General features: G+C 60.0%; 29 protein-coding genes. 21 read left to right on the forward strand and 8 right to left on the reverse strand.

Features of this window, described 5'->3' with window-relative positions:
* Positions 1-9: 9 nt before the first annotated feature.
* From BOP93_RS05875 to recX, 16 genes are all read left to right on the forward strand, one after another.
* Positions 10-627, forward strand: a complete 618-nt coding sequence (locus tag BOP93_RS05875) for a hypothetical protein (protein WP_104501883.1) — start codon at positions 10-12, stop codon at positions 625-627.
* Positions 628-885: a phage tail assembly chaperone gene (locus BOP93_RS05880; RefSeq protein ID WP_104501884.1), complete on the forward strand. Its 258-nt coding sequence runs from the start codon at positions 628-630 to the stop codon at positions 883-885.
* Positions 886-969: 84 nt separating this feature from the next.
* Positions 970-1,143 carry a hypothetical protein gene (locus BOP93_RS27575; RefSeq protein WP_003189022.1) on the forward strand — a complete coding sequence of 58 codons (174 nt, stop codon included), beginning with the start codon at positions 970-972 and terminating at the stop codon, positions 1,141-1,143.
* Between the two features lie 2 nt (positions 1,144-1,145).
* A complete protein-coding gene (locus tag BOP93_RS05885; protein WP_065886020.1) occupies positions 1,146-2,312 on the forward strand; it encodes a phage tail protein in 1,167 nt (388 codons plus the stop codon).
* Positions 2,312-2,818, forward strand: a complete 507-nt coding sequence (locus BOP93_RS05890; protein WP_104501885.1) for a phage major tail tube protein — start codon at positions 2,312-2,314, stop codon at positions 2,816-2,818. The genes BOP93_RS05885 and BOP93_RS05890 overlap by 1 nt, the downstream gene beginning before the upstream one ends.
* Positions 2,819-2,871: 53 nt before the next feature.
* Positions 2,872-3,453 (forward strand): phage tail assembly protein, encoded by a 582-nt coding sequence (locus BOP93_RS05895; protein WP_065891923.1) that lies wholly within the window; start codon positions 2,872-2,874, stop codon positions 3,451-3,453.
* Complete coding sequence (locus BOP93_RS27970) at positions 3,450-3,575, forward strand: hypothetical protein (RefSeq protein ID WP_256095160.1); 126 nt, start codon at positions 3,450-3,452, stop codon at positions 3,573-3,575. The genes BOP93_RS05895 and BOP93_RS27970 overlap by 4 nt, the downstream gene beginning before the upstream one ends.
* Before the next feature lie 6 nt (positions 3,576-3,581).
* Positions 3,582-5,804: a phage tail tape measure protein gene (locus tag BOP93_RS05900; RefSeq protein ID WP_104501886.1), complete on the forward strand. Its 2,223-nt coding sequence runs from the start codon at positions 3,582-3,584 to the stop codon at positions 5,802-5,804.
* Positions 5,804-6,187, forward strand: a complete 384-nt coding sequence (locus tag BOP93_RS05905) for a phage tail protein (RefSeq protein ID WP_065891925.1) — start codon at positions 5,804-5,806, stop codon at positions 6,185-6,187. Before BOP93_RS05900 ends, BOP93_RS05905 begins: the two co-directional genes overlap by 1 nt.
* Positions 6,180-6,392: a tail protein X gene (locus BOP93_RS05910; RefSeq protein ID WP_065886025.1), complete on the forward strand. Its 213-nt coding sequence runs from the start codon at positions 6,180-6,182 to the stop codon at positions 6,390-6,392. Before BOP93_RS05905 ends, BOP93_RS05910 begins: the two co-directional genes overlap by 8 nt.
* 9 nt (positions 6,393-6,401) lie before the next feature.
* Entirely contained in the window at positions 6,402-7,403 is a 1,002-nt protein-coding gene (locus BOP93_RS05915) for a contractile injection system protein, VgrG/Pvc8 family (RefSeq protein ID WP_104501887.1), read from the forward strand.
* 22 nt (positions 7,404-7,425) lie between these two features.
* Positions 7,426-7,983 carry a glycoside hydrolase family 19 protein gene (locus BOP93_RS05920; RefSeq protein ID WP_104501888.1) on the forward strand — a complete coding sequence of 186 codons (558 nt, stop codon included), beginning with the start codon at positions 7,426-7,428 and terminating at the stop codon, positions 7,981-7,983.
* Complete coding sequence (locus BOP93_RS05925) at positions 7,971-8,471, forward strand: lysis system i-spanin subunit Rz (RefSeq protein ID WP_104501889.1); 501 nt, start codon at positions 7,971-7,973, stop codon at positions 8,469-8,471. Before BOP93_RS05920 ends, BOP93_RS05925 begins: the two co-directional genes overlap by 13 nt.
* Positions 8,472-8,552: 81 nt before the next feature.
* Positions 8,553-9,053: a CinA family protein gene (locus BOP93_RS05930; protein ID WP_104501890.1), complete on the forward strand. Its 501-nt coding sequence runs from the start codon at positions 8,553-8,555 to the stop codon at positions 9,051-9,053.
* 83 nt (positions 9,054-9,136) lie between these two features.
* Positions 9,137-10,195 (forward strand): recombinase RecA, encoded by a 1,059-nt coding sequence (recA, locus tag BOP93_RS05935; RefSeq protein ID WP_005785454.1) that lies wholly within the window; start codon positions 9,137-9,139, stop codon positions 10,193-10,195.
* Between the two features lie 8 nt (positions 10,196-10,203).
* The gene (recX, locus tag BOP93_RS05940; RefSeq protein ID WP_065886030.1) at positions 10,204-10,671 is read left to right on the forward strand and encodes a recombination regulator RecX; all 468 of its coding nucleotides are present in this window, start codon (positions 10,204-10,206) and stop codon (positions 10,669-10,671) included.
* A 203-nt stretch (positions 10,672-10,874) separates the two neighbouring features.
* Here the strand turns inward: recX and BOP93_RS05945 are convergent, their stop codons facing one another.
* Positions 10,875-11,987: a TIGR00730 family Rossman fold protein gene (locus BOP93_RS05945; protein WP_104501891.1), complete on the reverse strand. Its 1,113-nt coding sequence runs from the start codon at positions 11,985-11,987 to the stop codon at positions 10,875-10,877.
* A 297-nt stretch (positions 11,988-12,284) separates the two neighbouring features.
* Positions 12,285-12,719: a PA3611 family quorum-sensing-regulated virulence factor gene (locus BOP93_RS05950; protein WP_104501892.1), complete on the reverse strand. Its 435-nt coding sequence runs from the start codon at positions 12,717-12,719 to the stop codon at positions 12,285-12,287.
* 178 nt (positions 12,720-12,897) lie between these two features.
* Between BOP93_RS05950 and BOP93_RS05955 the strand changes: the two genes are divergently transcribed.
* From BOP93_RS05955 to BOP93_RS05970, 3 genes are all read left to right on the forward strand, one after another.
* Positions 12,898-13,617 carry a tRNA-uridine aminocarboxypropyltransferase gene (locus tag BOP93_RS05955; RefSeq protein ID WP_104501893.1) on the forward strand — a complete coding sequence of 240 codons (720 nt, stop codon included), beginning with the start codon at positions 12,898-12,900 and terminating at the stop codon, positions 13,615-13,617.
* Between the two features lie 252 nt (positions 13,618-13,869).
* Complete coding sequence (gene erdR / locus BOP93_RS05965; protein WP_104501895.1) at positions 13,870-14,520, forward strand: response regulator transcription factor ErdR; 651 nt, start codon at positions 13,870-13,872, stop codon at positions 14,518-14,520.
* 76 nt (positions 14,521-14,596) lie between these two features.
* Positions 14,597-14,959, forward strand: coding sequence for a diacylglycerol kinase (locus BOP93_RS05970; protein ID WP_003189051.1), 363 nt, complete (start codon positions 14,597-14,599; stop codon positions 14,957-14,959).
* 3 nt (positions 14,960-14,962) lie between these two features.
* Here BOP93_RS05970 and BOP93_RS05975 read toward each other — a convergent pair whose 3' ends face one another.
* The gene (locus BOP93_RS05975; protein WP_010212678.1) at positions 14,963-15,889 is read right to left on the reverse strand and encodes a LysR family transcriptional regulator; all 927 of its coding nucleotides are present in this window, start codon (positions 15,887-15,889) and stop codon (positions 14,963-14,965) included.
* A gap of 124 nt (positions 15,890-16,013) precedes the next feature.
* Here BOP93_RS05975 and fpr point away from each other — a divergent pair, with 124 nt between their 5' ends.
* Positions 16,014-16,793 (forward strand): ferredoxin-NADP reductase, encoded by a 780-nt coding sequence (fpr, locus tag BOP93_RS05980; protein ID WP_003189055.1) that lies wholly within the window; start codon positions 16,014-16,016, stop codon positions 16,791-16,793.
* Positions 16,794-16,910: 117 nt separating this feature from the next.
* Here the strand turns inward: fpr and tsaA are convergent, their stop codons facing one another.
* From tsaA to rimO, 5 genes are all read right to left on the reverse strand, one after another.
* The gene (gene tsaA, locus BOP93_RS05985; RefSeq protein WP_065886035.1) at positions 16,911-17,606 is read right to left on the reverse strand and encodes a tRNA (N6-threonylcarbamoyladenosine(37)-N6)-methyltransferase TrmO; all 696 of its coding nucleotides are present in this window, start codon (positions 17,604-17,606) and stop codon (positions 16,911-16,913) included.
* Positions 17,607-17,609: 3 nt separating this feature from the next.
* Positions 17,610-18,071, reverse strand: coding sequence for a DUF1456 family protein (locus tag BOP93_RS05990; RefSeq protein ID WP_005785469.1), 462 nt, complete (start codon positions 18,069-18,071; stop codon positions 17,610-17,612).
* A gap of 69 nt (positions 18,072-18,140) precedes the next feature.
* Positions 18,141-18,851, reverse strand: a complete 711-nt coding sequence (locus tag BOP93_RS05995) for an rRNA pseudouridine synthase (RefSeq protein ID WP_104501896.1) — start codon at positions 18,849-18,851, stop codon at positions 18,141-18,143.
* A gap of 67 nt (positions 18,852-18,918) precedes the next feature.
* A complete protein-coding gene (locus tag BOP93_RS06000) occupies positions 18,919-19,386 on the reverse strand; it encodes a GNAT family N-acetyltransferase (protein WP_104501897.1) in 468 nt (155 codons plus the stop codon).
* Between the two features lie 100 nt (positions 19,387-19,486).
* Positions 19,487-20,827 (reverse strand): 30S ribosomal protein S12 methylthiotransferase RimO, encoded by a 1,341-nt coding sequence (gene rimO / locus BOP93_RS06005; RefSeq protein ID WP_046384502.1) that lies wholly within the window; start codon positions 20,825-20,827, stop codon positions 19,487-19,489.
* Positions 20,828-21,114: 287 nt separating this feature from the next.
* On the opposite strand from rimO, the gene BOP93_RS06010 reads away from it, so the two are divergent.
* The gene (locus BOP93_RS06010; RefSeq protein WP_104501898.1) at positions 21,115-23,016 is read left to right on the forward strand and encodes a potassium transporter Kup; all 1,902 of its coding nucleotides are present in this window, start codon (positions 21,115-21,117) and stop codon (positions 23,014-23,016) included.
* Positions 23,017-23,103: the final 87 nt, after the last annotated feature.

A 23,103-nucleotide genomic window follows, 5' to 3' on the forward strand; every position in this document is an offset into this window, starting at 1 on the left:
AGGTTGAGTATGGGCATTGAGCAGAAAATCGGTGACTTGGTCACGGCCGCAGATAATTTGACAACTGCGGTTAACGAAAAGATTCTCCAGATAGACGACCGTATGGATATTGCACGGGCGGAGTTTGATGATTTTCGCAGCAAAAAAGATATGGTGGGCGTGGTTGGTGCGGCCGGCTCGGTTCAGCTAAATGTTTTCCAAGGCGGCGTGTGGGGTACTGGGGGGCCTCAGAATACAGGCGCATCAGGTGGGTTTTCTGTTGTCGATCTAGGAACATCGGCGGACGTTTACATGCACTTCAAATTGCCGGTCAACATCAATACTCATGATCAGATGTTCTGGTTCAATATTCGTGGTTATAGCTACGGCAGTGCGAGTATTGTAGATGAGACTGTTGTGGGTTATTGCTATTCGCCTCAGCGCGCAGTTTTGAACAAGTCCGTATTTGGGAATATGTCTCCAGGAATTTACACCGATGCGAGTGGTAACGTGATTATGCGGTTAAAGTTTCCAAGTGTTTACGTCACTACGATCCGTATTGACACCATGCAAGTCGGTATCGGTGGCTTATTTGCAGTTGGAAGTATTAAGTCGAAACTGTCACTTGCTGACAAGGTGGAATTTTAAATGAGCGAAATAGTTAATTCTGAGGTTCAGTATAAACCCAATCCCGAGTCTATTGCTCTTGCCGAATGGGCGTCTATTCGCACTCGCCGTCAACAGTTGTTGGCTGTTTCAGAAGCCATGCAGGCTGTAGATAGTTCTCTTACTGACGCGCAACGCAGCGAGCTTGCGCTTTATCGACAAGCAGTGCGTGAGGTTCCACAAGACACAGGCGATCCCTACAAAATTGAGTGGCCAGAGTTGCCTACCTTCCTGAAATAACCCACCGCGAAAGCGGTTTTTTTTCGCCTCCCCAAAGCCCCTCCCGCAGGGGCTTTGGCATTTCTCACCCGGAGAATCCTACCCATGCCCACGCGCCAAACCTACACCGTCCTCATCCCTTTCCCCATCGGTAACGGCCATTGGTCCACCGCTGGCGAGGAGCTTGAACTGCTGGACGTCGAAGCATCCGCCCTGCGCACCGCCGGCCGTCTGGAACTGACCAGCGTCCTCAACTCCACCCCCAAGAAGGCTGAATAATCATGGCTGAGGTTTTGAACTTCGAGCACAACGGCATCACCGTCAATGCCACCGAATCGCCCGAGGCCATGGGTGGCCTGGGCGATAACGTCATCGGCCTGGTGGGCACTGCCCCCAACGCCCATGCATCGATCCCGAAAAACGCGCCGTTTCGTATCAACAGCTTCACCACCCAGGCGCTGCTCGACCCGACCGGTACCGAGTCGGGCACCTTGTTCCAGGCGGTGTACCAGATCCTCAAAGTGGTCAAGGTGCCGGTCTACGTGGTGATTGTCGAAGAAGGCGCCACCCCGGCCGACACGCTCAACAATGTGATCGGCGGCAACGACCCGGTCACCGGTCGCAAACTCGGCCTGGCTGCCCTGAGCAGCGTGCCTGAAGACCTGACCATCATCGGTGCCCCGGGCTTCACCGGCACCAAGGCCGTGGCCGGCGAGTTCGCCTCCTTCGGCAAGCGCATCAAGGCCCGTGTGGTACTCGATGGCAAGGACGCTTCGGTCGCCGACCAAGTGACTTACAGCGGCGAACTGGGCGGTGCCGACCTGGGCTTCGACCGTTGCCTGCTGGTGCACAACATGCCGTCGGTGTATTCCAAGGCTGCAAAGAAGAACGTGTTCCTCTCGCCATCCTCGCTGGCCATCGCTGCGCTGGCCAAAGTCAAGCAGTGGGAAAGCCCGGGTAATCAGGTGACCTTCGCCGAAGACGTTTCCCGCGTCGTCGAGTACAACATCCTCGACACCTCCACTGAAGGCGACCTGCTCAACCGTTATGGCGTGAGCTACTACGCCCGCACGGTGCTCGGCGGTTTCTCGCTGCTGGGCAACCGTTCCATCACCGGCAAGTTCATCAGCTACGTCGGCCTGGAAGACGCCATCAGCCGCAAGCTGGTCAAGGCCGGCCAGAAGGCCATGGCCAAGAACCTCACCAAATCCTTCATGGACCAGGAGGTCAAGCGCATCAACGACTGGCTGCAAACCCTGGTGGCCGACGAAACCATCCCTGGCGGCAGCGTCTACCTGCACCCGGAGTTGAACAGCGTCGAGAAGTACAAGAACGGCACCTGGTTCATCGTCATCGACTACGGTCGCTACGCGCCGAACGAACACATGGTTTATCAACTCAACGCCCGCGATGAAATCATCGAGCAGTTCCTGGAGGACGTTCTCTAATGTTTACCAACCGAGTCAGACAGGCCATTGCGGCCACCCTCCAAGGCCTGCCGTTGTCGGCCACGGTCGATTCCTTTACGCCGCCGAAGATCGAGTTCGAGATGGACGCGATGACCGGCGGGCGCTTCATCGCAGAAGAAATGGCCAAAAGCGCCAAGGTGCTGGGCGCAACCCTGGTACTGCAAGGGGTGGGTGCAGAAGTGTTGCTGGCGCTTGGCGTCACGCGGGGCGATGACATCCTGTTGAACGTGCGCGAAGCCGGGCAGGATCAGGATGGCAAGACCTACTTCACCTACCACACTGTGGGCGGCAAGTTGAAGTCACTGACCGAAACCGCGCTGACGATGAATGCCAAGCCCGTCACCACCCTGGAACTGTCCTGCCGTACCTATAACCGTCTGGAAAACGGCATTCCGGTGATCGATATCGACGTGCGCACCCAGAAGTTCATGCTCAACGGCGTCGACATTCTCGGCGACGCCCGCCGCGCCGTGCTGATGCCGTAACCCCCTCCGGGGGCGGGTTCGCTCGCCCCCATACCTGATAAAGGAATCAATCCATGGCCTGGATGCCTGCGCTACACGTCCTGCTGTCCCCGATCACCGCCGACACCGGTGCCGTGATCGAGCAGATTCAACTCAAACCCTTGTTCTACGCGCCACAGAAAGAAGCCCTGGCGCGCGCTGGCGACGATGAAGATGAGCAGTTTTTCGAACTGGCCAAGCTCGCCACCGGCCTGTCGGAAAAAGAACTCGACCAACTCAAGCGCCCGGACTACGTCAGCATTGCGCAATACGTACACGAAATGTCGACCCAGCCTGCATCGTTTTTTCTCGATCAGGCCGATGTGCCGCGCCAATCGCTGACCAGCGAGCAGGTCGCGCTGCTGCTTCCCCTTCAGGCAAGCGGTCGCACGCTCACCCACGTCACCCTGGAAATGCCCGCCCTGCGCGCCACCAAAGTGATGAAAAAACTGCCCACCAACAAAGAACGTGCCGAGTTCATCACCGCTCATTGCGCCGGCCTGATGATTCCCGATCTCGCCGGCTTGACCGTGCCCGACTGGACCGAACTGCAGGGGCGCATCGACGATTTTTTAAACAAACCGGCGGACTTCTTTCGGAACGCGACATCGAAGTGATCCTCGATGTAGTACCGCTGGTTTACTCAGTAACCGAAGCGGAAATCCTCGACTGGGACGCCGGCAAGGCATTGCGCCGCTACGACATCGCGATCAATCGCCTTGGCGTTAAACAGGAGTAGAGCGGGATGGCAGACAGTAATAAAGGCGCTGAGTCAGCCATCGCCAGGGACGGCGTGATGATTCAGCGCTCACCCGAAATGGCCGGCGCACAGGCCAGCCTCAACCCCATCGCGCAAACCCTGGCGAGTCCGGCTGAGGCGGTGCCGGGAGGTGCCGCGAACCTGGTGTTGGCATTAGCCGATGCCAGCCTGCAGATCAACCATCTGGCCGAAGGCCAGGCGCGGCTTGTGGATACGCTTGAGCTGTTCAACGCCTCATTGCTCAAGATGATGGACGCCGGGCAAGCCGACGCCATCGAGGCGGCGGGCACGGGCGATACGAGCACCCGCACGGCGGCCCCCGCGGGTACGCCATCGCAGGCACTGGATGCCGCGATGACCGACCTGGACCAACTGCTGCACTTCGTCGGGCGTGAGCGCAAGTCAATGCGCGAAGCCAACCTCGCCATGGCGACCGAGCCCATGGTGGCGGCCAGCGGCGCGAGCGCGGTGGACCTGGCGAAGGTCGAGTACGTTGCGGCCAAGTCGGGTATCGGCAGCGAGCGAGTTGACGCGTCAGGCAATATCGACCAAGCCGGGCGCCAGGCAGACTTGCAGCAATTCGCCCGCGACGCGGCGATCATGGCGACGGTGTTCAAAATCGATGTGAAGCATGCCGGCGAACTCATCGGCGGATGGCGTGAGTCCATGCACCTTGACCGCACCCAAGCCCTGGATTTGGCTGACGCGACAAATGTGCTGGGCAGCGATGTCTCGCTCAAGGCCGAGTCAGCGGACATTGCAGCGATCGTGCAACGTCAGGGCGCCGCCGCCACGGCTGCGGGCATGCTTCCCGAACAGGCCGCGGCGCTTTCGGCGGTGTTGTTGAGTGCCGGTAACAGCAAGGGTGCTGCGGAGCTCGGGCTGGAAAAAATCAGTCTCGCCCTGGCCAAAGGCGACAGCGCTTCTCCCGCGCAGCGCAGTGCCTGGGCAGCGCTCAAGCTTGATCCCAAAGAGCTGGCCGGTGGCATGAAACAGGATGCCCCGCAGACCCTGGTTACCGTGCTGGAGGCACTCAAGTCGCAACCGGCTGAAAAGCAGGCGGCGCTGGCGGCGCAACTGTTCGACGGTAACCAGTCGATTCTGAGCCTGGTGCCGATTATTGACAGCGTTAAACACGCCTTTTCGCAGGTGGCCGAAACGTCCACCTACGCCACCTCGGCGTTAGGCGATCAAGGCTCTGTTCAGCGCGTTGCAGCGATTCGCGCCGATTCCTCCCAGGCTCGACGGCAGGCCTATGAGGCCAGTACAACACGCTTGCAAACTGCCTCCGATGTGGCCCTGGCGCCCGCCGTGGATACCTCGCTGACAGCGATGACCGGTTTGGTCAACGGCGTGAGTGGCTTGGCTGAAGCGCTGCCTCACACCACCGCCGCCGTTACGGTGGCAGGGGCTGCACTGGGGGCTGTGCTTTCCGGCGTGTTCGATGCCGTGAAGGACAAGGTGTTTGAAAAGGTCGCGGGGAAAATTCTCCGCGAAGGGCCTGCCGCTGACCCTTCCGCCCGCCCGCAGCACACCCGGAGTGACGACACCCCTACAGGTAAACCCACGCCGGGTTCGGCGTCCGGTCCTGACCGGCCAAGCAAAACGGAGAAGGCCGGCAAAGTCGCCAGACAGGCTTCGTTGGGGTTGGTGCTGGCACAGGCCGGAGTTGATGTCACACAGGGCGCGCTGACGGGGAATACGGGTCAAGCGCTGGGCTCCAGCGTGGGTTCGGTAGGCGGCGCCGTCGCCGGTGGCGTTGCCGGTGAGTTCGCCGGCATGGCGATTGGCCGAGCGGTCGGCACGCTTGCCGGAGCGGTGATCGGTTCGGTGGTGCCGGGTGCCGGTACGGTGCTGGGCGGGGTCATGGGCGGCGTTGCCGGTGGCGCGATCGGCAACGTGGTGGGCGGCGCCGTCGGTACGTTTGTCGGCAGTGACGTGGGGGCATGGCTTGCCGAGAAAGTCATGGGTTCCGGGGATCGCTTGCCGTCTCCCACGGATGTCAGCCACAACCTCAACAACCCCCAAGCCGATAACCGTCAAATCAATTTTGCCCCGCAAATCACTATCAACGCGCCGGAACAAGCCAGCTATCAGCAATTGGCGACACTCGTGGTGCAACAGATCGAAGCGCAATTTACGCCGCTGTCGATGGACAACCTGCTGGCGACGCGACGTGGCGCAGCACTGACCGATGGAGCTGTGTGATGCGACAACAGATGGTGTTGGGCACGTTTATTTTCGGGCTGTCCCGCGGGTTCGCCTACGACAGCCTTGATCGTGGCAGCAGTGGTGGGTGGGTCAGCCTGGACATCATCGCCGGCAAACCCAAATCCAGCCAGGTGGGGCAGGGCCTTGAAACATTGGCAGTGGGCGGCAAGGCCGCGCGGGCCAATGGCATGCAACGCCTGGATGAACTGCGGGCCCTGCAGGACCTGCGCGTGCCATTGCCTCTGGTGGACGGCCTGGGGCGCAACTGGGGGTTGTGGACCATCAAGTCGATCAGCGAAAAACAAACCAGCGTCATCGACGACGGCACCGCCATGGCGATTACCTGGTTGCTGGTATTGGAGGAGTTCGTCAATGCGTAGAGTGCGAAGTATTGCGGGCGATTCGGTAAACCTGCTGCTCTACCGAGAGCTCGGCCGCTGTGATGATGCTGCGGAGGAGGCGCTGTGGCGCTTGAATCCGGAGCTGGCGGAGAAGGGCGCAATATTGCCGGCCGGCGTCAGTGTGCTGGTGCCCGAACTGGATGCAAAACCTGTCGCGAGTCGGCCGGTTTCAGCCTGGGATTAAGGAGCGATCATGGCACTTGGATTCACACCGGTGGTGGAGCTTTACGGCGCCAATGCCGCCTTGTTCAACGAGCGGCTATTGGAGTGGGAGCATATTGATACGGCGGGATTTGTGTCTGACCAACTCAAGTTGACTCTCGACATCGAGGGCCTTGAAGGTCTGCCCGATCTGGGCGGGAAAGTCGGCTTGCGCGTCGGTTATCTGGAGTCCGGCCTGGTGGATAAGGGCATGTTCAAGATCACTCAGCGTAAGCCGTCGCTGTTCCCGATGCGCCTGGTGCTGGTGGCCACGGCGGCGCCGTTCGATGAGCATGGGTTCAAACAGCGCCGCACCGCCAGCCATGGGCCGACAACCCTGGGCGCACTGTTTCGTCAATTGACCAGTCGCTACGGGTTTTCCCCGCGTGTGGCGCCTGAGCTCGATGGCGAGCGGATCGCGCATATCGACCAGACCAACGAAAGTGACATGGCATTTCTGACCCGGCTGGCCAAACGCTTCGATGCAGTGGCCAAGCCTCTGGACGAGCTCTATGTGCTCGGGCGCAAGGGTCAGATCAAGTCCTTGTCGGGCAAGGCGCTGCCGGATGTGCGCTTGTCCGTCACCCGTGACAATCACCCGGGCGACCACGCCTTCATCAGCGCCACCCTTACCGAAACCAGTCGCGCCAAATATAAAGGCGTGCAGACGTCCTGGTGGGATGCGGCGGGCGGCAAAAAGCAGGTGGTAGAGGTGGGGATCGCACCGTTCAAGGTGGTGACGCAGCGTTATCCAAGCGAGGACGAAGCGCGCTCGGCGGCGCAGGGCGAGATGCGCCGTGTGGGCCGAGAAGTACTGCAGATCGATGTGGTGTGCCCCGGTAACCCGTCGCTGGCCGCTGAAGGCTTGCTGCTGCTGGACGAGTCGTGGCCGGGCTTCATGCAGGGACGCTGGTCGATCAAGACGGTGACGGCCAGCGGTAAACGCACCGGCGGCTACCGAAGCACGATCCAGGCCAGTGGTTTGTCGGTGTAGACATTTTTTCAGAGTAGATCCCATGCAGATTACCCTTACCCAGCTTCTTGATGTGATGCCGGGAGCCCGCCTTCGAGCGGGCATTTTTTTGTCCCCGTTAAATGCAGCCTTAGTACGGTACGAGGTCAACAGTGCCAGGCGCGTCGCCGCCTTCCTCGCCCAGATCGGCCATGAATCCGCTGAACTGCGCTACGTGCGCGAACTGGGCAGCGATCAATACCTGAGCAAGTACGACACCGGCACCCTCGCCACCCGTCTGGGCAATACCCCCGAAGCGGATGGCGATGGGCAGAAGTACCGGGGCAGGGGGCTGATCCAGATAACCGGGCGCCGCAACTACCTTGCATGCAGTCAGGCACTGTTTGGCGATGCGCGCCTGCTGCTGCAACCGCAATTGCTGGAACAACCGCAGTGGGCCTGTGAGTCCGCTGCCTGGTTCTGGCACAGCAACGGCCTCAACGAGTTGGCGGATAAAGATCAATTCACCACCATTACCCGGCGTATCAACGGCGGCCTTAATGGCCTGCAGGCGCGCGTGCAATTGTGGGAGAGGGCGAAGGCGGTGCTATGCGTTGGCTAGGCACGTTGCGTTGGGTCGGCGTTTGCCTGCTGCTTGCATTGGTGTGGCAAGTACAGGCCTGGCGCTATGGCGCGCAGCTGGAGCGTCAGGCGGCCGGGCAGGCGCTGGCGCTCAGCCAGCAACAGCAGGCCGCGTTCGAACAGCAACAGGCAGAACAGCAAAAGCGCCTGGCCCTGGAGCGCCAACTCACTACCAGCGACCAACAACACACTCAGGAGTTGAGCGATGCCCAACGTCACCAAGCTGCTCTGCGCGACCGCCTGGCCACTGCTGATGTGCGGCTGTCAGTCCTTCTCGACGCCACCGATACCGCCGGCTGCACGCCAGTGTCAGCCGCCGCCACCCCCGGCGGCGTGGTTCATGCAGCCCCACGCGCCCGACTTGACCCGGCGCATGCTCAACGAATTATCCGCATCACCGACGACGGCGATAACGCCCTGATCGCCTTGGGTGCCTGTCAGGCCTATGTGCGAGCCGTCGCGCGTTAGCCTTTTGATGCACTCTGCAACTTGCATGGCCGATGGGCTGCTGTAGGGTAGGCAAACCACCGCCCATTCCTGGAGACGACCGTGAAGGAAATCACTCAACTGGCTGCTGAACTGGGGCGCCGTTTGCAGGTGCTCAACGCCCATGTCACCACCGCCGAGTCCTGCACCGGCGGCGGTATTGCCGAAGCCATTACGCGGATTCCGGGCAGTTCGGCATGGTTCGAGGCGGGCTATGTCACCTATTCCAACCGACAGAAGACCCGGCAACTTAATGTGCCGGAAACGTTGTTTGCCAAGGTCGGCGCCGTCAGCCAGGAAGTGGTGGAAGCCATGGCGCGAGGGGCGCAGGAAAAAAGCCTGGCGCGCTTTGCCGTGGCGGTCAGCGGCGTGGCAGGCCCGGACGGCGGTTCGCCGGACAAGCCGGTGGGCACGGTATGGCTGGCGTTTGGCGTGGGCGATGAGGTCACGGCCGAGCGTGTGCACTTTCCCGGCAACCGCGACGAGGTCCGTCGTCAAACGGTAAAGGCCGCGCTGGAAGGCTTGTTGCGACGAGCTGCAGCAGAAATAGACAATCAGGGGTAGGCGATCTTCAATCTTTGTGGAACAATACTGTCTACTTATACAGGTGTTGGCCGTCAGGCCTTATTGATTACGTGAGGACTTTAATGGACGACAACAAGAAGAAAGCCTTGGCTGCGGCCCTGGGTCAGATCGAACGTCAATTCGGCAAGGGTGCCGTAATGCGTATGGGCGATCACGACCGTCAGGCGATCCCGGCTATTTCCACTGGCTCTCTGGGTCTGGATATCGCGCTCGGCATTGGCGGCCTGCCAAAAGGCCGTATCGTTGAGATCTACGGTCCTGAATCTTCCGGTAAAACCACCCTGACCCTGTCGGTGATTGCCCAGGCTCAGAAAATGGGCGCCACGTGCGCGTTCGTCGATGCTGAGCACGCCCTGGATCCTGAATATGCCGGCAAGCTGGGTGTCAACGTTGACGACCTGCTGGTTTCTCAGCCAGACACCGGTGAGCAAGCCCTGGAAATCACTGACATGCTGGTGCGTTCCAACGCCATCGACGTGATCGTGGTTGACTCCGTGGCAGCGCTGGTACCGAAGGCAGAAATCGAAGGCGAAATGGGCGACATGCACGTGGGCCTGCAAGCCCGTCTGATGTCCCAGGCGCTGCGTAAAATCACCGGCAACATCAAGAACGCCAACTGCCTGGTGATCTTCATCAACCAGATCCGTATGAAAATCGGTGTGATGTTCGGCAGCCCGGAAACCACCACCGGTGGTAACGCGCTGAAGTTCTATGCTTCGGTCCGTCTGGATATCCGTCGTACCGGCGCGGTGAAGGAAGGTGACGAGGTTGTTGGTAGCGAAACCCGCGTTAAAGTCGTGAAGAACAAGGTGGCCCCGCCTTTCCGTCAGGCAGAGTTCCAGATTCTTTATGGCAAAGGCATCTACCTGAACGGCGAGATGATCGACCTGGGTGTGCTGCACGGTTTTGTCGAGAAATCCGGTGCCTGGTATGCCTACAACGGCAGCAAGATCGGTCAGGGCAAGGCCAACTCGGCCAAGTTCCTGGCAGACAACCCGGATATCGCTGCCACGCTTGAGAAGCAGATTCGCGACAAGCTGCTGACCCCAGCACCGGACGTCAAGGCCGCCGCCAACCGCGAGCCGGTTGACGAGATGGAAGAAGCCGACACTGACATCTGAAGCAAACGATGACTGTTGTACTGGATACACTCGTCGCCGTTCGGCGCACTGCAATGGACCTGCTTGCTCGCCGCGAGCATGGTCGAGTCGAGCTGACGCGTAAGTTGCGTCAGCGCGGCGCAGAGCCCGAAATGATCGAAACGGCCCTCGACCGGTTGACGGAAGAGGGGCTGTTGTCGGAGTCCCGATACCTCGAAAGCTTTGTGTCCTATCGCGCGCGGTCCGGTTATGGTCCTGCGCGGATTCGCGAAGAATTGAGCCAGCGCGGCCTCCAACGTGCCGATATCGACCTTGCACTGCGTGAGTGCGGTATCAGTTGGCAGTCACAGTTGGAAGAGACTTGGCGGCGCAAGTTTGCTGGGCATCTGCCGATTGATGCCAGGGAGCGTGCGAAACAGGGGCGTTTCCTGAGTTATCGCGGGTTTTCGATGGACATGATCAGTCGCTTGTTAAGCGGCCGTGATATGGACGACTGAGCGCAAAACGAAAACCTGACTGATCGTTCCCACGCTCCGCGTGGGAATGCATCCCTGACGCTCCGCGTCACCATTGCGCAGGTGCCTGATTTTTTCGCTGAAAGCAGGACGCGCAGCGTCCCGAGTGGCATTCCCACGCGGAGCGTGGGAACGATCAAGGCCCACTATGAAAATAGTGGGCCTTTTTTTTCGCCTGTAAAAAGTCACGCGGGCTGTGGCACCCCTCGCTGTTGCACCTCACCCTGAGGTTGCACCCAATTTTCCGGCAAGTTGATGTAGTCCACCAACTCGCGCAAACGCCCCTGGTCTCGGCCATTGAAATTGAAGACCAGCCGCGTCAAATGGCTGAACCTTGCTTCGTCATGCTCTTCGCCTGTGTAGGCAAGCTGCTGGAACTCTCCGCTCAGTCGAAGGCTGGCAAACTCATCCTGCAAATGGGCCAGGGCTTGATCACTGAGTGGATGGTTCATACGCACTACAAACTCACGCTTGAGCCAGCGCGTTGAATGGAAGTTGGCATAAAACCGGTTGATCTCATCCACGGCTTCTTCTGCGCTGTAGACCAGGCGTATGAGCTTGAGGTCGGTCGGCAGGATGTAGCGGTTAGCCTCCAACTGGCTGCGGATAAAGTCCAGGGCGCCTTGCCAGAACCCGCCGCCTGGAGCGTCCAGCAGCACTACCGGTACCAGCGGGCTTTTACCGGTCTGGATCAGGGTCAGCACTTCCAGGGCTTCGTCCAGGGTGCCAAAACCACCCGGGCACAGGATCAGTGCATCGGCTTCCTTGACGAAGAACAGTTTGCGGGTAAAGAAAAAGTGGAAGGACAGCAGGTTGTCGGTGCCGTCGATGGTCGGGTTGGCATGCTGTTCAAACGGCAGGGTGATGTTGAACCCCAGGCTGTGCTCCAGGCCCGCACCCTCGTGCGCCGCAGCCATGATGCCGCCGCCGCCGCCGGTGATGACCATCAGGTCGGAACGTGCCAATGCCGCGCCGACCTCTCGAGCCAATGCATACAAGGGGCTTTCGATTGGCGTGCGCGCGGAGCCGAATACCGTCACCTTGCGTCGTCCCTTGAATTGTTCGAGCACGCGGAAGGCGTGGTCCAACTCACGGATCGCGCGCAGGGTGATCTTGGCATTCCAGCGGTCACGGTCGTCCCGGGCCATGCGCAGGACCGTGAGAATCATGTCGCGATAAAGGGGAATGTTCGGGCTGTTTGGCGCGACCAGCTGGAGTTGTTCGTCAACCTGCTGCGTGAGGTCGGTACCGTTTTGTTCAAAAAGATCGAGCAGGGCGGCGTTGGATTCATGAGGCATTCGACTTTCTCCTTCTTCACAGGGCCTGGCCAGCCGACGCGTGTCGTCAGGGGGGGCCACGACACTGCATGTGTCGTTGCTTGCCGCAGGAGGGCAGGCCTTCTTATGCCCTGAAAGTATTACAGAACAGCAGGGAGGACTGCTCTGGCGGGCGTATGGAATGAGTCGATCATGGGCTGAAAAACCCTTGGCTGGCAACCGCTTATTGGCGAGTCATTAAGGCGTTCAGATGCAGGCGGGCGTTGAAGCGGGGGAGTGCGCGTCGCCGGGCGGCAACGCGCGAGGTGCAAGCCGGAGTTACTTTTTCTTCTTGGCTGGAGCCGGGCAGTCGGCTTCGACAAACTTTACCGATGCCACAGGACGGTTGGTCTTGTTCTCGGTGATTTCATAGCGCATGACCGCGCCCTTCGCCATCAGCTCGCGGTAGCCTAAGTTGGTGCAGACACTGCGGCCCAATTGGAAATACACCGCCTTGGGGTTGGCACGCATCTGTTCGGCGCGGTCCGGCAGTACGCTGAGATGATCGATCAGTTGCATACCTTCAACGGTGTAGGCCACTTCCAGGGTTTTCTCATCGATTTCCCGGGGCAGGTCCTTGTTGCTTTCCGTGGCGACGCTTTGCAGCTTGCGGTTCATTTGAGCCTCCAGCAGCGAGGCCGCGTGGGCGCCCATGGGCAAGGCCAGCGCAATAGCGACGGATGGGGCAACGAGGCGCAGCATGGAACGCAGCATCAAACTCTCCTGATTCGGTTACTGGTGCATAGACCAGCCACTGCGCTATGCGTTCAGTGGCGCGCAATTATAGGTGAGCGCTGGCCACTACAGCCAGGCGTATCGCTGGTAAACTGCGCCCACTTCAATTGCTTTCGAGTTATCCCGTGTTGATTTACCCGTCTATGTGGCGCATCCCATGAGCCACGCTGTCTCCCGTTTGCGCACCCAGCGCCTGGCCCGAGCCGTCAGGCCTTTCCTTAATCGGGGATCGCGTGCCGAGCGGTGTGCCGGTTGCCGAGTGATTCCCGAGTACTGCCTGTGCGCGTGGCGACCAACGGTTGAAGCCAAATCGGCAATGTGCCTGTTGATGCACGATGTCGAACCGATGAAACCCAGCAACACCGGCTGGCTGATCGCCGATGTTATCGACGACACCAGCGCGTTCGCCTGGTCGCGGACCGAAGTCGACCCGGATCTGCTCACCTTGCTCTCCGATCCGCAGTGGCAGCCGTACATTGTATTCCCTGGCGAATTCGTGGCGCCTGAACGGGTGGTCAGCGCGGTCAGCGCAGAGGAGGGCAAGCGCCCGCTGTTCATCCTGCTGGACGGCACGTGGAGCGAAGCGCGCAAGATGTTTCGCAAGAGTCCGTACCTGGAGCATTTGCCGGTGCTGAGCCTGGCGCCGGAGCAGTTGTCGCGTTACAAGTTGCGCCGCTCCAAGCGCGATGATCATTTCTGCACTGCCGAGGTCGCCGCGCTGTGCCTGGAGTTGGCTGATGATCAGCTCGCCAGTGAAGTCCTGGACGCCTACCTCGACGTATTCAGCACGCACTATCTGGCCGCCAAGTTTCAGCTGCCCCTGGACGCGGCGGACAAGGCCCACACGCGTTTGGCGCCCTATATCCCGGCGGTATGACCAGTCGACGTTTGCATGATGGCACCTTAACCGTGCAGCTCGCTAGAATCACCATGGGCGTAGTGCTTGACCCCCCTGGCCGCGCTGGGCATGCTGGGCGCCGATTGGGGCACTGCCTTGGTTTTTTCGACGTTGTTTCGTGTGTTTTGACGTTGAGCGTGCCCCGTGGCGCCGGCTGCCTGGCCGTTGCCGTGTGTACTGGCGAACCCTGAACCCATCAGGGCTTCCCTAAAAAACAGGATCATTTAATCAATGGCCACATACGAAATCCTGATAGCCGATGACCACCCGCTGTTTCGCAGTGCGCTGCATCAGGCCGTTACCATGGGTCTTGGCCCGGATGTGCGACTGGTCGAAGTCGCCAGCATCGCCGAGCTGGAAGCGCGCCTGACCGAAAAATCCGACTGGGACTTGGTGCTGCTCGACCTGAACATGCCGGGTGCCTATGGTTTTTCAGGGCTGGTGCTGTTGCGCGGGCAATACCCGCAGATTCCCGTGGTGATGGTCTCGGCTCAGGAAGAGGCTGACGTGGTGGTGCGTTCCAAGGAGTTCGGCGCCAGCGGTTTCATCCCCAAGTCCAGCGCGATGGAAGACATCCAGAAGGCGGTGCGTACGGTATTGGACGGCGATGTGTCCTGGCCACCGCAAGCGTTCGAAGAAATCAACGTGTCCGATGAAGCCAAGGCGGCCCGTGATGGCCTGGCCAGTTTGACGCCTCAGCAGTTCCGGGTGTTGACCATGGTCTGCGAAGGCTTGTTGAACAAGCAGATTGCCTACGAGTTGAGCGTGTCGGAAGCGACGATCAAGGCGCATGTCACCGCGATTTTCCGCAAGTTGGGGGTACGTACGCGCACCCAGGCGGCGCTACTCCTGCAACAACTTGAGTCAATTTCGCAGCATTAAAGTGTTACCGATTCACGCTTTTTTGACTTTGCGTGCTCTAGTTTCCCCACTCCTTTTGGTTCAGTTGCCTACATCTATGTCGCCTTTCAAGGGTCAAACCGGTATCAAACGTATCTTCAACGCAGGGGGCTATTCCCTGGATGGCCTGCGCGCGGCTTTCACCGGCGAGGCGGCGTTCCGTCAGTTGGTGCTGCTGAACGTCATCCTGATTCCGTTGAGTTTTTTCCTGCAGGTCAGCCGCGTCGAACGCGCATTGCTGATTGCCGTGTGCCTGCTGGCCCTGATCGTCGAATTGCTCAATTCAGCGGTGGAGGCGGCCATTGACCGCATTTCCCTGGACCGTCACCCATTGTCGAAAAACGCCAAAGACATGGGCAGCGCCGCGCAATTCGTGGCCTTGACCATGATTACGCTGGTGTGGGCGGTGATTCTGATCTGACGATCAGGCGATGCTCGGCAGTACGATTTCGTCGCTGCGCTGAACCCCGGCGGTAAACGCGCGGCACAGCTCCAGGAACTCGCGCATCGCCGAGGTCTGGTATTTCTGCTTATGCCAGATGAAGTAGAACTGCCGGGCCAAGTCCAAATCCGGGGTTTCTACCGGCACCAGGCTGCCACGCCGGAACGCATCGCGCAGTGCCAGCCGCGAAATGCAGCCAATTCCCAGACCTGATTCCACTGCCCGTTTGATCGCCTCGGTGTGTTCCAGCTCCAGGCGGATATTCAGTGCGCTGCGATGATGGCGCATGGCCTGATCAAACGTCAGGCGCGTGCCCGAGCCTTGTTCGCGCAGGATCCACGCTTCATGGGTCAGCTCATCCATGCTGGCCACGCCACGTTTGGCCAAATGATGCTGGGGTGCGCAAAACACCACCAGTTCATCCTCCACCCAGGTTTGCACTTCGATGTCCGGATGGCTGCAGTCGCCTTCGATTAGACCCAGGTCAATTTCGTAATGCGCCACCTGATGCACGATATGGGCAGTGTTTTGCACATGCAGTTTCACCTGGCTCTCAGGGTGCTGCTGCATGAAGCTGCCGATCAACAGGGTCGCCAGGTAGTTGCCGATGGTCAGGGTGGCGCCTACCGCCAGTGAGCCGAAGCCGGACTTGCCATTGAGCAGGTCTTCGATCTCCTTGGCCTGGTCCAGCAACGCCACCGCCTGGGGCAACAGTTGATGACCGAGGGCATTGAGGCTCAGGCGTTTACCGGCGCGGTCGAATAATTGGCAGCTGGATTGGCGCTCCAGCTCGGTGATCGAGGTGCTGGCGGCGGATTGAGATAAGGCCAGCAGGCCAGCAGCGCGGGACACGCTTTCCTGCTGGGCGACCGCGACGAAGACTTGCAGTTGACGGAGAGTAAATCGCATATCGATATAACCGATAACCCTTATCTTAATAATCCAGTTAACAGATATTGTCGCCGCCATTAGAATGCTGTGCAATTGCGCACTTCACATTTGGCGCAGACCCATTTCCAGGAGTCCCCCGTACATGAGCAACATGAACCACGAGCGTGTCCTCAGTGTTCATCACTGGAACGACACTCTGTTCAGCTTCAAGTGCACCCGCGATCCGGGTTTGCGCTTCGAGAACGGTCAGTTCGTGATGATCGGCCTGCAACAGCCCAATGGCCGCCCGCTCATGCGCGCTTACTCCATTGCCAGCCCGAACTGGGAAGAGCATCTGGAGTTCTTCAGCATCAAGGTGCCGGATGGCCCGCTGACTTCCCAGTTGCAGCATTTGAAGGAAGGCGATGAGATCATCATCAGCAAAAAACCGACAGGCACCCTGGTGCTTGACGATTTGAAGCCGGGCAAGCACTTGTATCTGCTCAGCACCGGTACGGGTCTGGCGCCATTCATGAGCGTGATCCAGGACCCGGAGACCTACGAGCGCTTCGAAAAAGTGATCCTGTGCCACGGCGTGCGTTACGTCAACGAAGTCGCCTACCGCGAGTTCATCACCGAGCACCTGCCGCAGAACGAATTCTTCGGCGAGGCGTTGCGTGACAAGTTGATCTACTACCCGACCGTGACCCGCGAGCCGTTCGAAAACGAAGGTCGCCTGACCGACCTGATGCGCAGCGGCAAGCTGTTCAGCGACATCGGCCTGCCACCGATCAACCCCGAGGACGACCGCGCCATGCTGTGCGGCAGCCCGAGCATGTTGGACGAGACCAGCGAAGTGCTGAACAGCTTTGGCCTGAAGGTTTCGCCACGCATGCGTGAGCCGGGTGATTACCTGATTGAGCGTGCGTTCGTCGAAAAATAAACGCGATCAAAAAAATGTGGGAGGGGGCTTGCCCCCGATTGCGGTGGATCAGTCACAGATGAGTTGACTGACACACTGCTATCGGGGGCAAGCCCTCTCCCACATTTGGGTTCCGGTTTATCCAGCAGGCACCACTTCCAATACGCAAATCATCCCTGCTTCGGGATAGTGCCAACGTACATCCACATCCCAGAACTGCACGCCATATTCGCGCTCGGGCCCAGGCGTCTGGTAAGCGGGCCGTGGATCCTGTGCCAGGCACTGATCAATCAACTCCACCAGCGGTTCGCCCAGACGCTGGGCATGGCCCTGCGCCTGTTGCAGCGCGGTCTTGAGCCACTGCACGCCAATCAGGGGCGGCGCACCGCTGGCGATGCTGTTGGTCGCCGTATCAACGATATCGGCGTACGGCACATACGGCTTGATATCCAGCACCGGCGTGCCATCGAGCAAATCTATCCCGGAAATCCACAGCCGGCCCGCTTCCACCTTGTCCAGCTTGACCACTGACTGGCCAATCCCGTTGGGGCGATGAGTCGCGCGGGTCGCAAACACGCCCATAGACGTATTGCCGCCCAGGCGCGGCGGTCGCACTTTAAGGCGTGGCGTGTCTTCGAGCGCCTGGTGAAACAGAAACAGCAGCCACACATGGCTGACCTGTTCCAGTCCCTGCACCGCCTCGCCGCCATCGAACGGCGCCACCAACTCCAGCACACCGCGGGCGGCCGGGGCCAACTGCGGCTGACGCGGAATGGCGAACTTCTCCTTGAAGCAGGAGCGTACGAAGCCGATGGGCGAGACCTGATAACTCATGGCTTACGCACGGACCCGCAGCGTCAGACCCTTGAGGAAGTTGCGCAACAACTGATCGCCACAGGTGCGGTAGTTGGTGTGGCCGAACTTGCGGAACAGCGCGCTCAGCTCGGGCTTGGACACCGGGAACTCGGCAGCCTTGAGGATGGCGTGCATGTCGTCTTCCTTCAATTCGAAGGCCACGCGCAGTTTTTTCAGGATGATGTTGTTGGTCACCGGGGTTTCGATCGGCTGCGGCGGACGGCTTTCATCCTTGCCGCGCTTGAATATCACCAGGCCGTCGAGAAAGTGGGCCATGACCTCGTCCGGGCAGAACACAAAGCCTTCTTCCTCATCTTTCTTGAGATAGGTGAGCAGGTCTTCCTTGGTCACGTCCATGCCGCCGAGCTTGATGATCTCGACCATCTTGTTATCGCTGATGTCGAGCATGTAGCGCACGCTGCGCAGTACGTCGTTGTGAATCATGGTGGGCAATCCTGGTTTTCAGCGGGTAGACACCGCCCAGTCAGGCGGTGTCGGGAAAAGGGTAACGGCCTAAAACTTCTCTTTGCCGGACAGGTAACGCCATTGGCCCACCGGCACCTTGCCAATGGACACGCCGCCAATGCGGATGCGGCGGATGGCGACGACTTTCAAGCCAACGGCTTCGCAGAACAGCGCGATCACCCCCGGCTGCGGGTTCTTCAGTGCGAAACGCAGGCGGTTTTCGTTTTGCCAGCTGGCTTTTACCGCCGGCAGTTCTTTGCCTTTGTAGGTAAGGCCGTGGTTCAGGCGGTTGAGGCCGTGGGCCACCATGTCGCCTTCGACTTCCACCACGTATTCCTGTTCGATCTTGGCCGCATCGGCGGTCAACTTGCGCAGGATTTTCCAGTCCTGGGTGAACACCAGCAGGCCGCTGGCCTTGGCCTGCAGGTCGGCACTGGCGGTCAGGCGCAGGAAGTGACCTTTGAGTGGGCGCTTGCTGAAGCGGTGTTCTTCCGACAGGGTTTCGGCGCTGATCGTGGCCATGGCCGTCTCTGCGTCCATGCCCGCCGGGGCGTGCAACAGGATGGTCACCGGCTCTGGCACGGTGGCTTTGGCTTCGGGGTCCAGTTCGACCTTCTGGGTCGTGACCTTGAACTGCGGTTCGTCGATCACCTCACCGTCCACCGAGACCCAGCCGCCTTCGATAAACAGCTCAGCCTCCCGACGGGAGCAACCGACCAGTTCGATAAGGCGTTTGGAGAGGCGTATGGGGTCAGTCATGACAAGGGCCGTAACAAAAGGGGGCGGCTATTGTACCTGCCTGGCGCCGGTTAATCCCGGTCCCATTTCAGCCACTGCGCATTTGCTGCTGCCGCAATCGCATATGCAGCAACGGATAGGGCCGGCCCAGGCCATCGTGCTCCGTGCGTCCGATCACTTCGAAGCCCTGATGGCAATAGAATCCCAGCGCCTGCGGGTTCTGTTCGTTCACATCCAGCTCATCGGCGTTCATGTGTTCGATTGCATAGCGCAGCAATTGTCGGCCCAGGCCCTGGCCACGGTGCAGCGGGTCGATAAAAAGCATCTCCACCTTGCGCGCCGCTACGCCGGCAAACCCGGTAATGCGCTGGCTTGAATCCTTGGTACAGACGAGCATCACTGAATCCAGGTAGCGGGTCAGCACCAGGTTTTTCAGCAAGAGGATGTAGCTTTCCGGCAAAAAATCATGAGTGGCGCGCACCGAGGCCTCCCAGATCCTCGCCAGCTCCGGGTAATCGCTATTTTTGGGGGTATGGATAACCGAATGCTCGCGCATGCCCGCTGTCTCTCGTGGAAATAGGTGTTAATGGACAAAACGATAGACCTAAAAAAGCCCCGCATCTTGTCCAGAAGCAGGGCTTTTGCAATTTTTACAATCAGTCGCGCTTTTCGGCCCACAAATCATATTCGTCGGCATCGGTCACGGTGCACCAGACCTTGTCGCCCGGCTTCAAACCGCTGGCATCGTCGATAAACACGTTACCGTCGATTTCCGGCGCATCGAAGAAGCAACGGCCGACCGCGCCTTGCTCGTCGACTTCGTCGATCAGCACTTCGATTTCCTTGCCGATGCGCAGTTGCAGGCGCGCCGAGCTGATCGCCTGCTGGTGCGCCATGAAACGCTCCCAACGGTCCTGCTTGACGTCGTCCGGCACCACGGCCAGGTCCAGCAGGTTTGCCGGCGCGCCTTCGACCGGCGAGTACTGGAAGCAGCCGACGCGGTCCAGCTGGGCTTCGGTCAGCCAGTCCAGCAGGTACTGGAAGTCTTCTTCGGTTTCGCCAGGAAAGCCGACGATAAAGGTCGAACGGATGATCAGTTCCGGGCAGATCTCGCGCCAGTTCTTGATGCGCGCCAGGGTCTTGTCTTCAAAGGCCGGGCGTTTCATGGCCTTGAGCACTTTGGGGCTGGCGTGCTGGAACGGGATGTCCAGGTACGGCAGGATCTTGCCGGCGGCCATCAGTGGGATCAGTTCGTCCACGTGCGGATACGGGTAAACGTAGTGCAGGCGCACCCACACGCCCAGGCTGCTGAGCGCTTCGCAGAGTTCGGTCATGCGGGTTTTCACCGGCGCGCCATTCCAGAAACCGGTGCGGTATTTCACGTCGACGCCGTAGGCGCTGGTGTCCTGGGAAATCACCAATAGTTCTTTCACCCCGGATTTGACCAGGCGCTGGGCCTCGTCCAGCACATCGCCCACCGGGCGGCTGACCAGCTTGCCGCGCATCGACGGGATAATGCAGAAGCTGCAGCTGTGGTTGCAGCCTTCGGAAATTTTCAGATAGGCATAGTGACGCGGGGTCAGCTTGATGCCTTGCGGCGGCACCAGGTCTATCAGCGGGTTGTGGTCCTGGCGGGGCGGCACCACTTGATGCACGGCGTTGACCACCTGTTCGTACTGCTGCGGGCCGGTCACGGCAAGCACGCTTGGGTGTACGTTGCGGATATTGCCTTCTTCCACGCCCATGCAGCCGGTCACGATGACCTTGCCATTTTCCTTGATCGCTTCGCCGATCACTTCCAGGGACTCCGCCTTGGCCGAGTCGATGAAACCGCAGGTGTTGACCACCACCACGTCCGCGTCCTGATAAGTGGACACGACGTCATAACCTTCCATGCGCAGTTGCGTGAGAATGCGCTCGGAGTCGACCAGAGCCTTCGGGCAACCCAGGGAAACAAAGCCAACCTTGGGGTTGGCTTTTGCGATGGTGGTGGACATGTCTAACCTCGGTATCGAATGACGCCCCCACCGTGAAGGGCAGGCAGCGGACGGGCGCTTGGTGCGCCTCTGATCAAAAAGTGCGCAATTCTAGCGGTGGGCAACGCACTTGACCAGCTTTATGCAGGGAAATGCGACGAGCGCTGCGCTATGCTTCGCGCCGTTGCGTGTAGGTGAAATCCTAAGGTCAACAAAACGTCTGTTACGAGAAGTAAAACAGCGCATGCTAGGGTCAGTTTGAGCACGTTGTTCATAGAAGACTTCAGGTCAAAGGGCAGGAGTGGTTGATGGGTCAGGCAAGTAGTCAGGCAGCGGGTGCCGAGCATTCGACCGCCAAGCCGATTGGCATGCTGGTAGCAGCGGTCGGGGTGGTGTATGGCGATATCGGGACCAGCCCGCTCTACACCCTTAAAGAGGTGTTCAACGGCGGTTATGGGGTGCAGGTCAACCATGACGGGGTATTGGGGATCCTCGCGCTGATCTTCTGGTCGCTGATCTGGGTCGTGTCGATCAAATACATGCTGTTCGTGCTGCGCGCCGACAACCAGGGCGAAGGCGGCATCATGGCGCTGACCGCCCTGGCACGTCGTGCGGCGGGGGAGCGCAGGAAATTGCGCAGTTTCCTGGTGGTGTGCGGCTTGTGTGGCGCGGCGCTGTTCTACGGCGACAGCATGATCACCCCGGCGATTTCGGTGTTGTCGGCCGTCGAGGGCCTTGAGTTGGCGTTCGACGGTCTGGAGCGCTGGGTCGTGCCCATCGCACTGGTGGTGCTGGTGGCGCTGTTCCTGATCCAGAAACACGGCACTGACCGCATCGGCAAACTGTTCGGGCCGGTCATGGTGACCTGGTTCCTGGTGCTGGGCGGCCTTGGCGTGTATGGCATCACCCTGCACCCTGAAGTGCTCAGCGCCATGAACCCGATGTGGGCAGTGCGCTTCTTCGAGGCTCATCCCGGCATCGGCGTGGCCATCCTCGGCGCGGTGGTGCTGGCACTGACCGGCGCCGAAGCGTTGTATGCCGACATGGGCCACTTCGGCCGCAAACCCATCGCCCGTGCCTGGTTCATCCTGGTGCTGCCGGCGCTGGTGCTCAACTATTTCGGCCAGGGCGCCATGTTGCTGGGCGATCCGGAAGCGGCCCGCAACCCGTTCTACCTGCTGGCACCGAGCTGGGCGCTGATTCCGCTGGTGGTGCTGTCGACCCTGGCCACCGTGATTGCCTCCCAGGCGGTGATTTCCGGTGCGTTCTCCCTGACGCGCCAGGCCATCCAGCTGGGTTATATCCCGCGCATGCACATTCAACATACCTCCAGCGCCGAACAGGGCCAGATCTATATTGGCGCGGTGAACTGGTCGCTGATGGTGGGCGTGATCCTGCTGGTGCTGGGTTTTGAATCCTCCGGTGCGTTGGCGTCCGCCTATGGCGTGGCGGTGACCGGCACCATGCTGATGACCACGATCCTGGTGTCTGCGGTGATGCTGCTGCTGTGGAAATGGCCGCCGGTGCTGGCGGTGCCGGTGTTGCTCTGCTGTCTGTTGGTGGACGGGCTGTACTTTGCCGCCAACGTGCCGAAGATCATCCAGGGCGGCGCCTTTCCGGTGTTGGCGGGGATCGTGCTGTTCGTGCTGATGACCACCTGGAAGCGCGGCAAGCAATTGCTCGTCGAGCGCCTCGACGAGGGCGGCCTGCCGCTGCCCATCTTCATCAGCAGTATCCGCGTGCAGCCACCCCATCGCGTGCAGGGCACGGCGGTCTTCCTCACGGCGCGGCCCGATGCCGTGCCCCACGCGCTGTTGCACAACCTGCTGCATAACCAGGTGCTGCACGAGCAGGTGGTGCTGCTGACGGTGGTCTACGAAGACATCCCGCGTGTGCCCGCGGCGCGGCGTTTCGAAGTGGACGCCTATGGCGAGGGGTTCTTCCGGGTGATCCTGCACTTTGGTTTTACCGATGAGCCGGACGTGCCCGAGGCGCTGAAACTGTGCCATCTGGACGAGCTGGATTTCAGCCCGATGCGCACCACCTACTTCCTCAGCCGCGAAACCGTGATCGCCTCGCGCATCAAAGGCATGGCGCGCTGGCGCGAAGCGTTGTTCGCGTTCATGTTGAAGAATGCCAACGGCAACCTGCGCTTCTTCAAACTCCCGGTCAACCGGGTGATCGAGTTGGGCACCCAGGTCGAAATGTAAGGCACTGTATGGCGGGAGCCGGCAATCGGCTCCCGGTTTACGTCTGAACTCTTTACCTCTGAACCCAGTGCGATCCGTCGTTGTCGA

This window comes from Pseudomonas orientalis (assembly GCF_002934065.1).
Classification (GTDB): Bacteria; Pseudomonadota; Gammaproteobacteria; order Pseudomonadales; family Pseudomonadaceae; genus Aquipseudomonas; species Aquipseudomonas orientalis_A.

What these genes read in the sequence shown, in the direction of transcription:
- BOP93_RS05885 (WP_065886020.1), top strand. Translation starts at nt 1,146, where the DNA reads ATGGCTGAGGTTTTGAACTTCGAGCACAACGGCATCACCGTCAATGCC.
- BOP93_RS05875 (WP_104501883.1), top strand. Translation starts at nt 10, where the DNA reads ATGGGCATTGAGCAGAAAATCGGTGACTTGGTCACGGCCGCAGATAAT.
- BOP93_RS05920 (WP_104501888.1), top strand. Translation starts at nt 7,426, where the DNA reads ATGCAGATTACCCTTACCCAGCTTCTTGATGTGATGCCGGGAGCCCGC.
- recX (WP_065886030.1), top strand. Translation starts at nt 10,204, where the DNA reads ATGACTGTTGTACTGGATACACTCGTCGCCGTTCGGCGCACTGCAATG.
- rimO (WP_046384502.1), bottom strand. Translation starts at nt 20,827, where the DNA reads ATGTCCACCACCATCGCAAAAGCCAACCCCAAGGTTGGCTTTGTTTCC.
- BOP93_RS05895 (WP_065891923.1), top strand. Translation starts at nt 2,872, where the DNA reads ATGGCCTGGATGCCTGCGCTACACGTCCTGCTGTCCCCGATCACCGCC.
- BOP93_RS05955 (WP_104501893.1), top strand. Translation starts at nt 12,898, where the DNA reads ATGAGCCACGCTGTCTCCCGTTTGCGCACCCAGCGCCTGGCCCGAGCC.
- BOP93_RS05925 (WP_104501889.1), top strand. Translation starts at nt 7,971, where the DNA reads ATGCGTTGGCTAGGCACGTTGCGTTGGGTCGGCGTTTGCCTGCTGCTT.
- BOP93_RS06010 (WP_104501898.1), top strand. Translation starts at nt 21,115, where the DNA reads ATGGGTCAGGCAAGTAGTCAGGCAGCGGGTGCCGAGCATTCGACCGCC.
- fpr (WP_003189055.1), top strand. Translation starts at nt 16,014, where the DNA reads ATGAGCAACATGAACCACGAGCGTGTCCTCAGTGTTCATCACTGGAAC.
- BOP93_RS05915 (WP_104501887.1), top strand. Translation starts at nt 6,402, where the DNA reads ATGGCACTTGGATTCACACCGGTGGTGGAGCTTTACGGCGCCAATGCC.
- BOP93_RS06000 (WP_104501897.1), bottom strand. Translation starts at nt 19,386, where the DNA reads ATGCGCGAGCATTCGGTTATCCATACCCCCAAAAATAGCGATTACCCG.
- BOP93_RS27575 (WP_003189022.1), top strand. Translation starts at nt 970, where the DNA reads ATGCCCACGCGCCAAACCTACACCGTCCTCATCCCTTTCCCCATCGGT.
- BOP93_RS05995 (WP_104501896.1), bottom strand. Translation starts at nt 18,851, where the DNA reads ATGACTGACCCCATACGCCTCTCCAAACGCCTTATCGAACTGGTCGGT.
- BOP93_RS05905 (WP_065891925.1), top strand. Translation starts at nt 5,804, where the DNA reads ATGCGACAACAGATGGTGTTGGGCACGTTTATTTTCGGGCTGTCCCGC.
- BOP93_RS05950 (WP_104501892.1), bottom strand. Translation starts at nt 12,719, where the DNA reads ATGCTGCGTTCCATGCTGCGCCTCGTTGCCCCATCCGTCGCTATTGCG.
- BOP93_RS05990 (WP_005785469.1), bottom strand. Translation starts at nt 18,071, where the DNA reads ATGATTCACAACGACGTACTGCGCAGCGTGCGCTACATGCTCGACATC.
- erdR (WP_104501895.1), top strand. Translation starts at nt 13,870, where the DNA reads ATGGCCACATACGAAATCCTGATAGCCGATGACCACCCGCTGTTTCGC.
- recA (WP_005785454.1), top strand. Translation starts at nt 9,137, where the DNA reads ATGGACGACAACAAGAAGAAAGCCTTGGCTGCGGCCCTGGGTCAGATC.
- tsaA (WP_065886035.1), bottom strand. Translation starts at nt 17,606, where the DNA reads ATGAGTTATCAGGTCTCGCCCATCGGCTTCGTACGCTCCTGCTTCAAG.
- BOP93_RS05945 (WP_104501891.1), bottom strand. Translation starts at nt 11,987, where the DNA reads ATGCCTCATGAATCCAACGCCGCCCTGCTCGATCTTTTTGAACAAAAC.
- BOP93_RS05910 (WP_065886025.1), top strand. Translation starts at nt 6,180, where the DNA reads ATGCGTAGAGTGCGAAGTATTGCGGGCGATTCGGTAAACCTGCTGCTC.
- BOP93_RS05970 (WP_003189051.1), top strand. Translation starts at nt 14,597, where the DNA reads ATGTCGCCTTTCAAGGGTCAAACCGGTATCAAACGTATCTTCAACGCA.
- BOP93_RS05975 (WP_010212678.1), bottom strand. Translation starts at nt 15,889, where the DNA reads ATGCGATTTACTCTCCGTCAACTGCAAGTCTTCGTCGCGGTCGCCCAG.
- BOP93_RS05900 (WP_104501886.1), top strand. Translation starts at nt 3,582, where the DNA reads ATGGCAGACAGTAATAAAGGCGCTGAGTCAGCCATCGCCAGGGACGGC.
- BOP93_RS05890 (WP_104501885.1), top strand. Translation starts at nt 2,312, where the DNA reads ATGTTTACCAACCGAGTCAGACAGGCCATTGCGGCCACCCTCCAAGGC.
- BOP93_RS05880 (WP_104501884.1), top strand. Translation starts at nt 628, where the DNA reads ATGAGCGAAATAGTTAATTCTGAGGTTCAGTATAAACCCAATCCCGAG.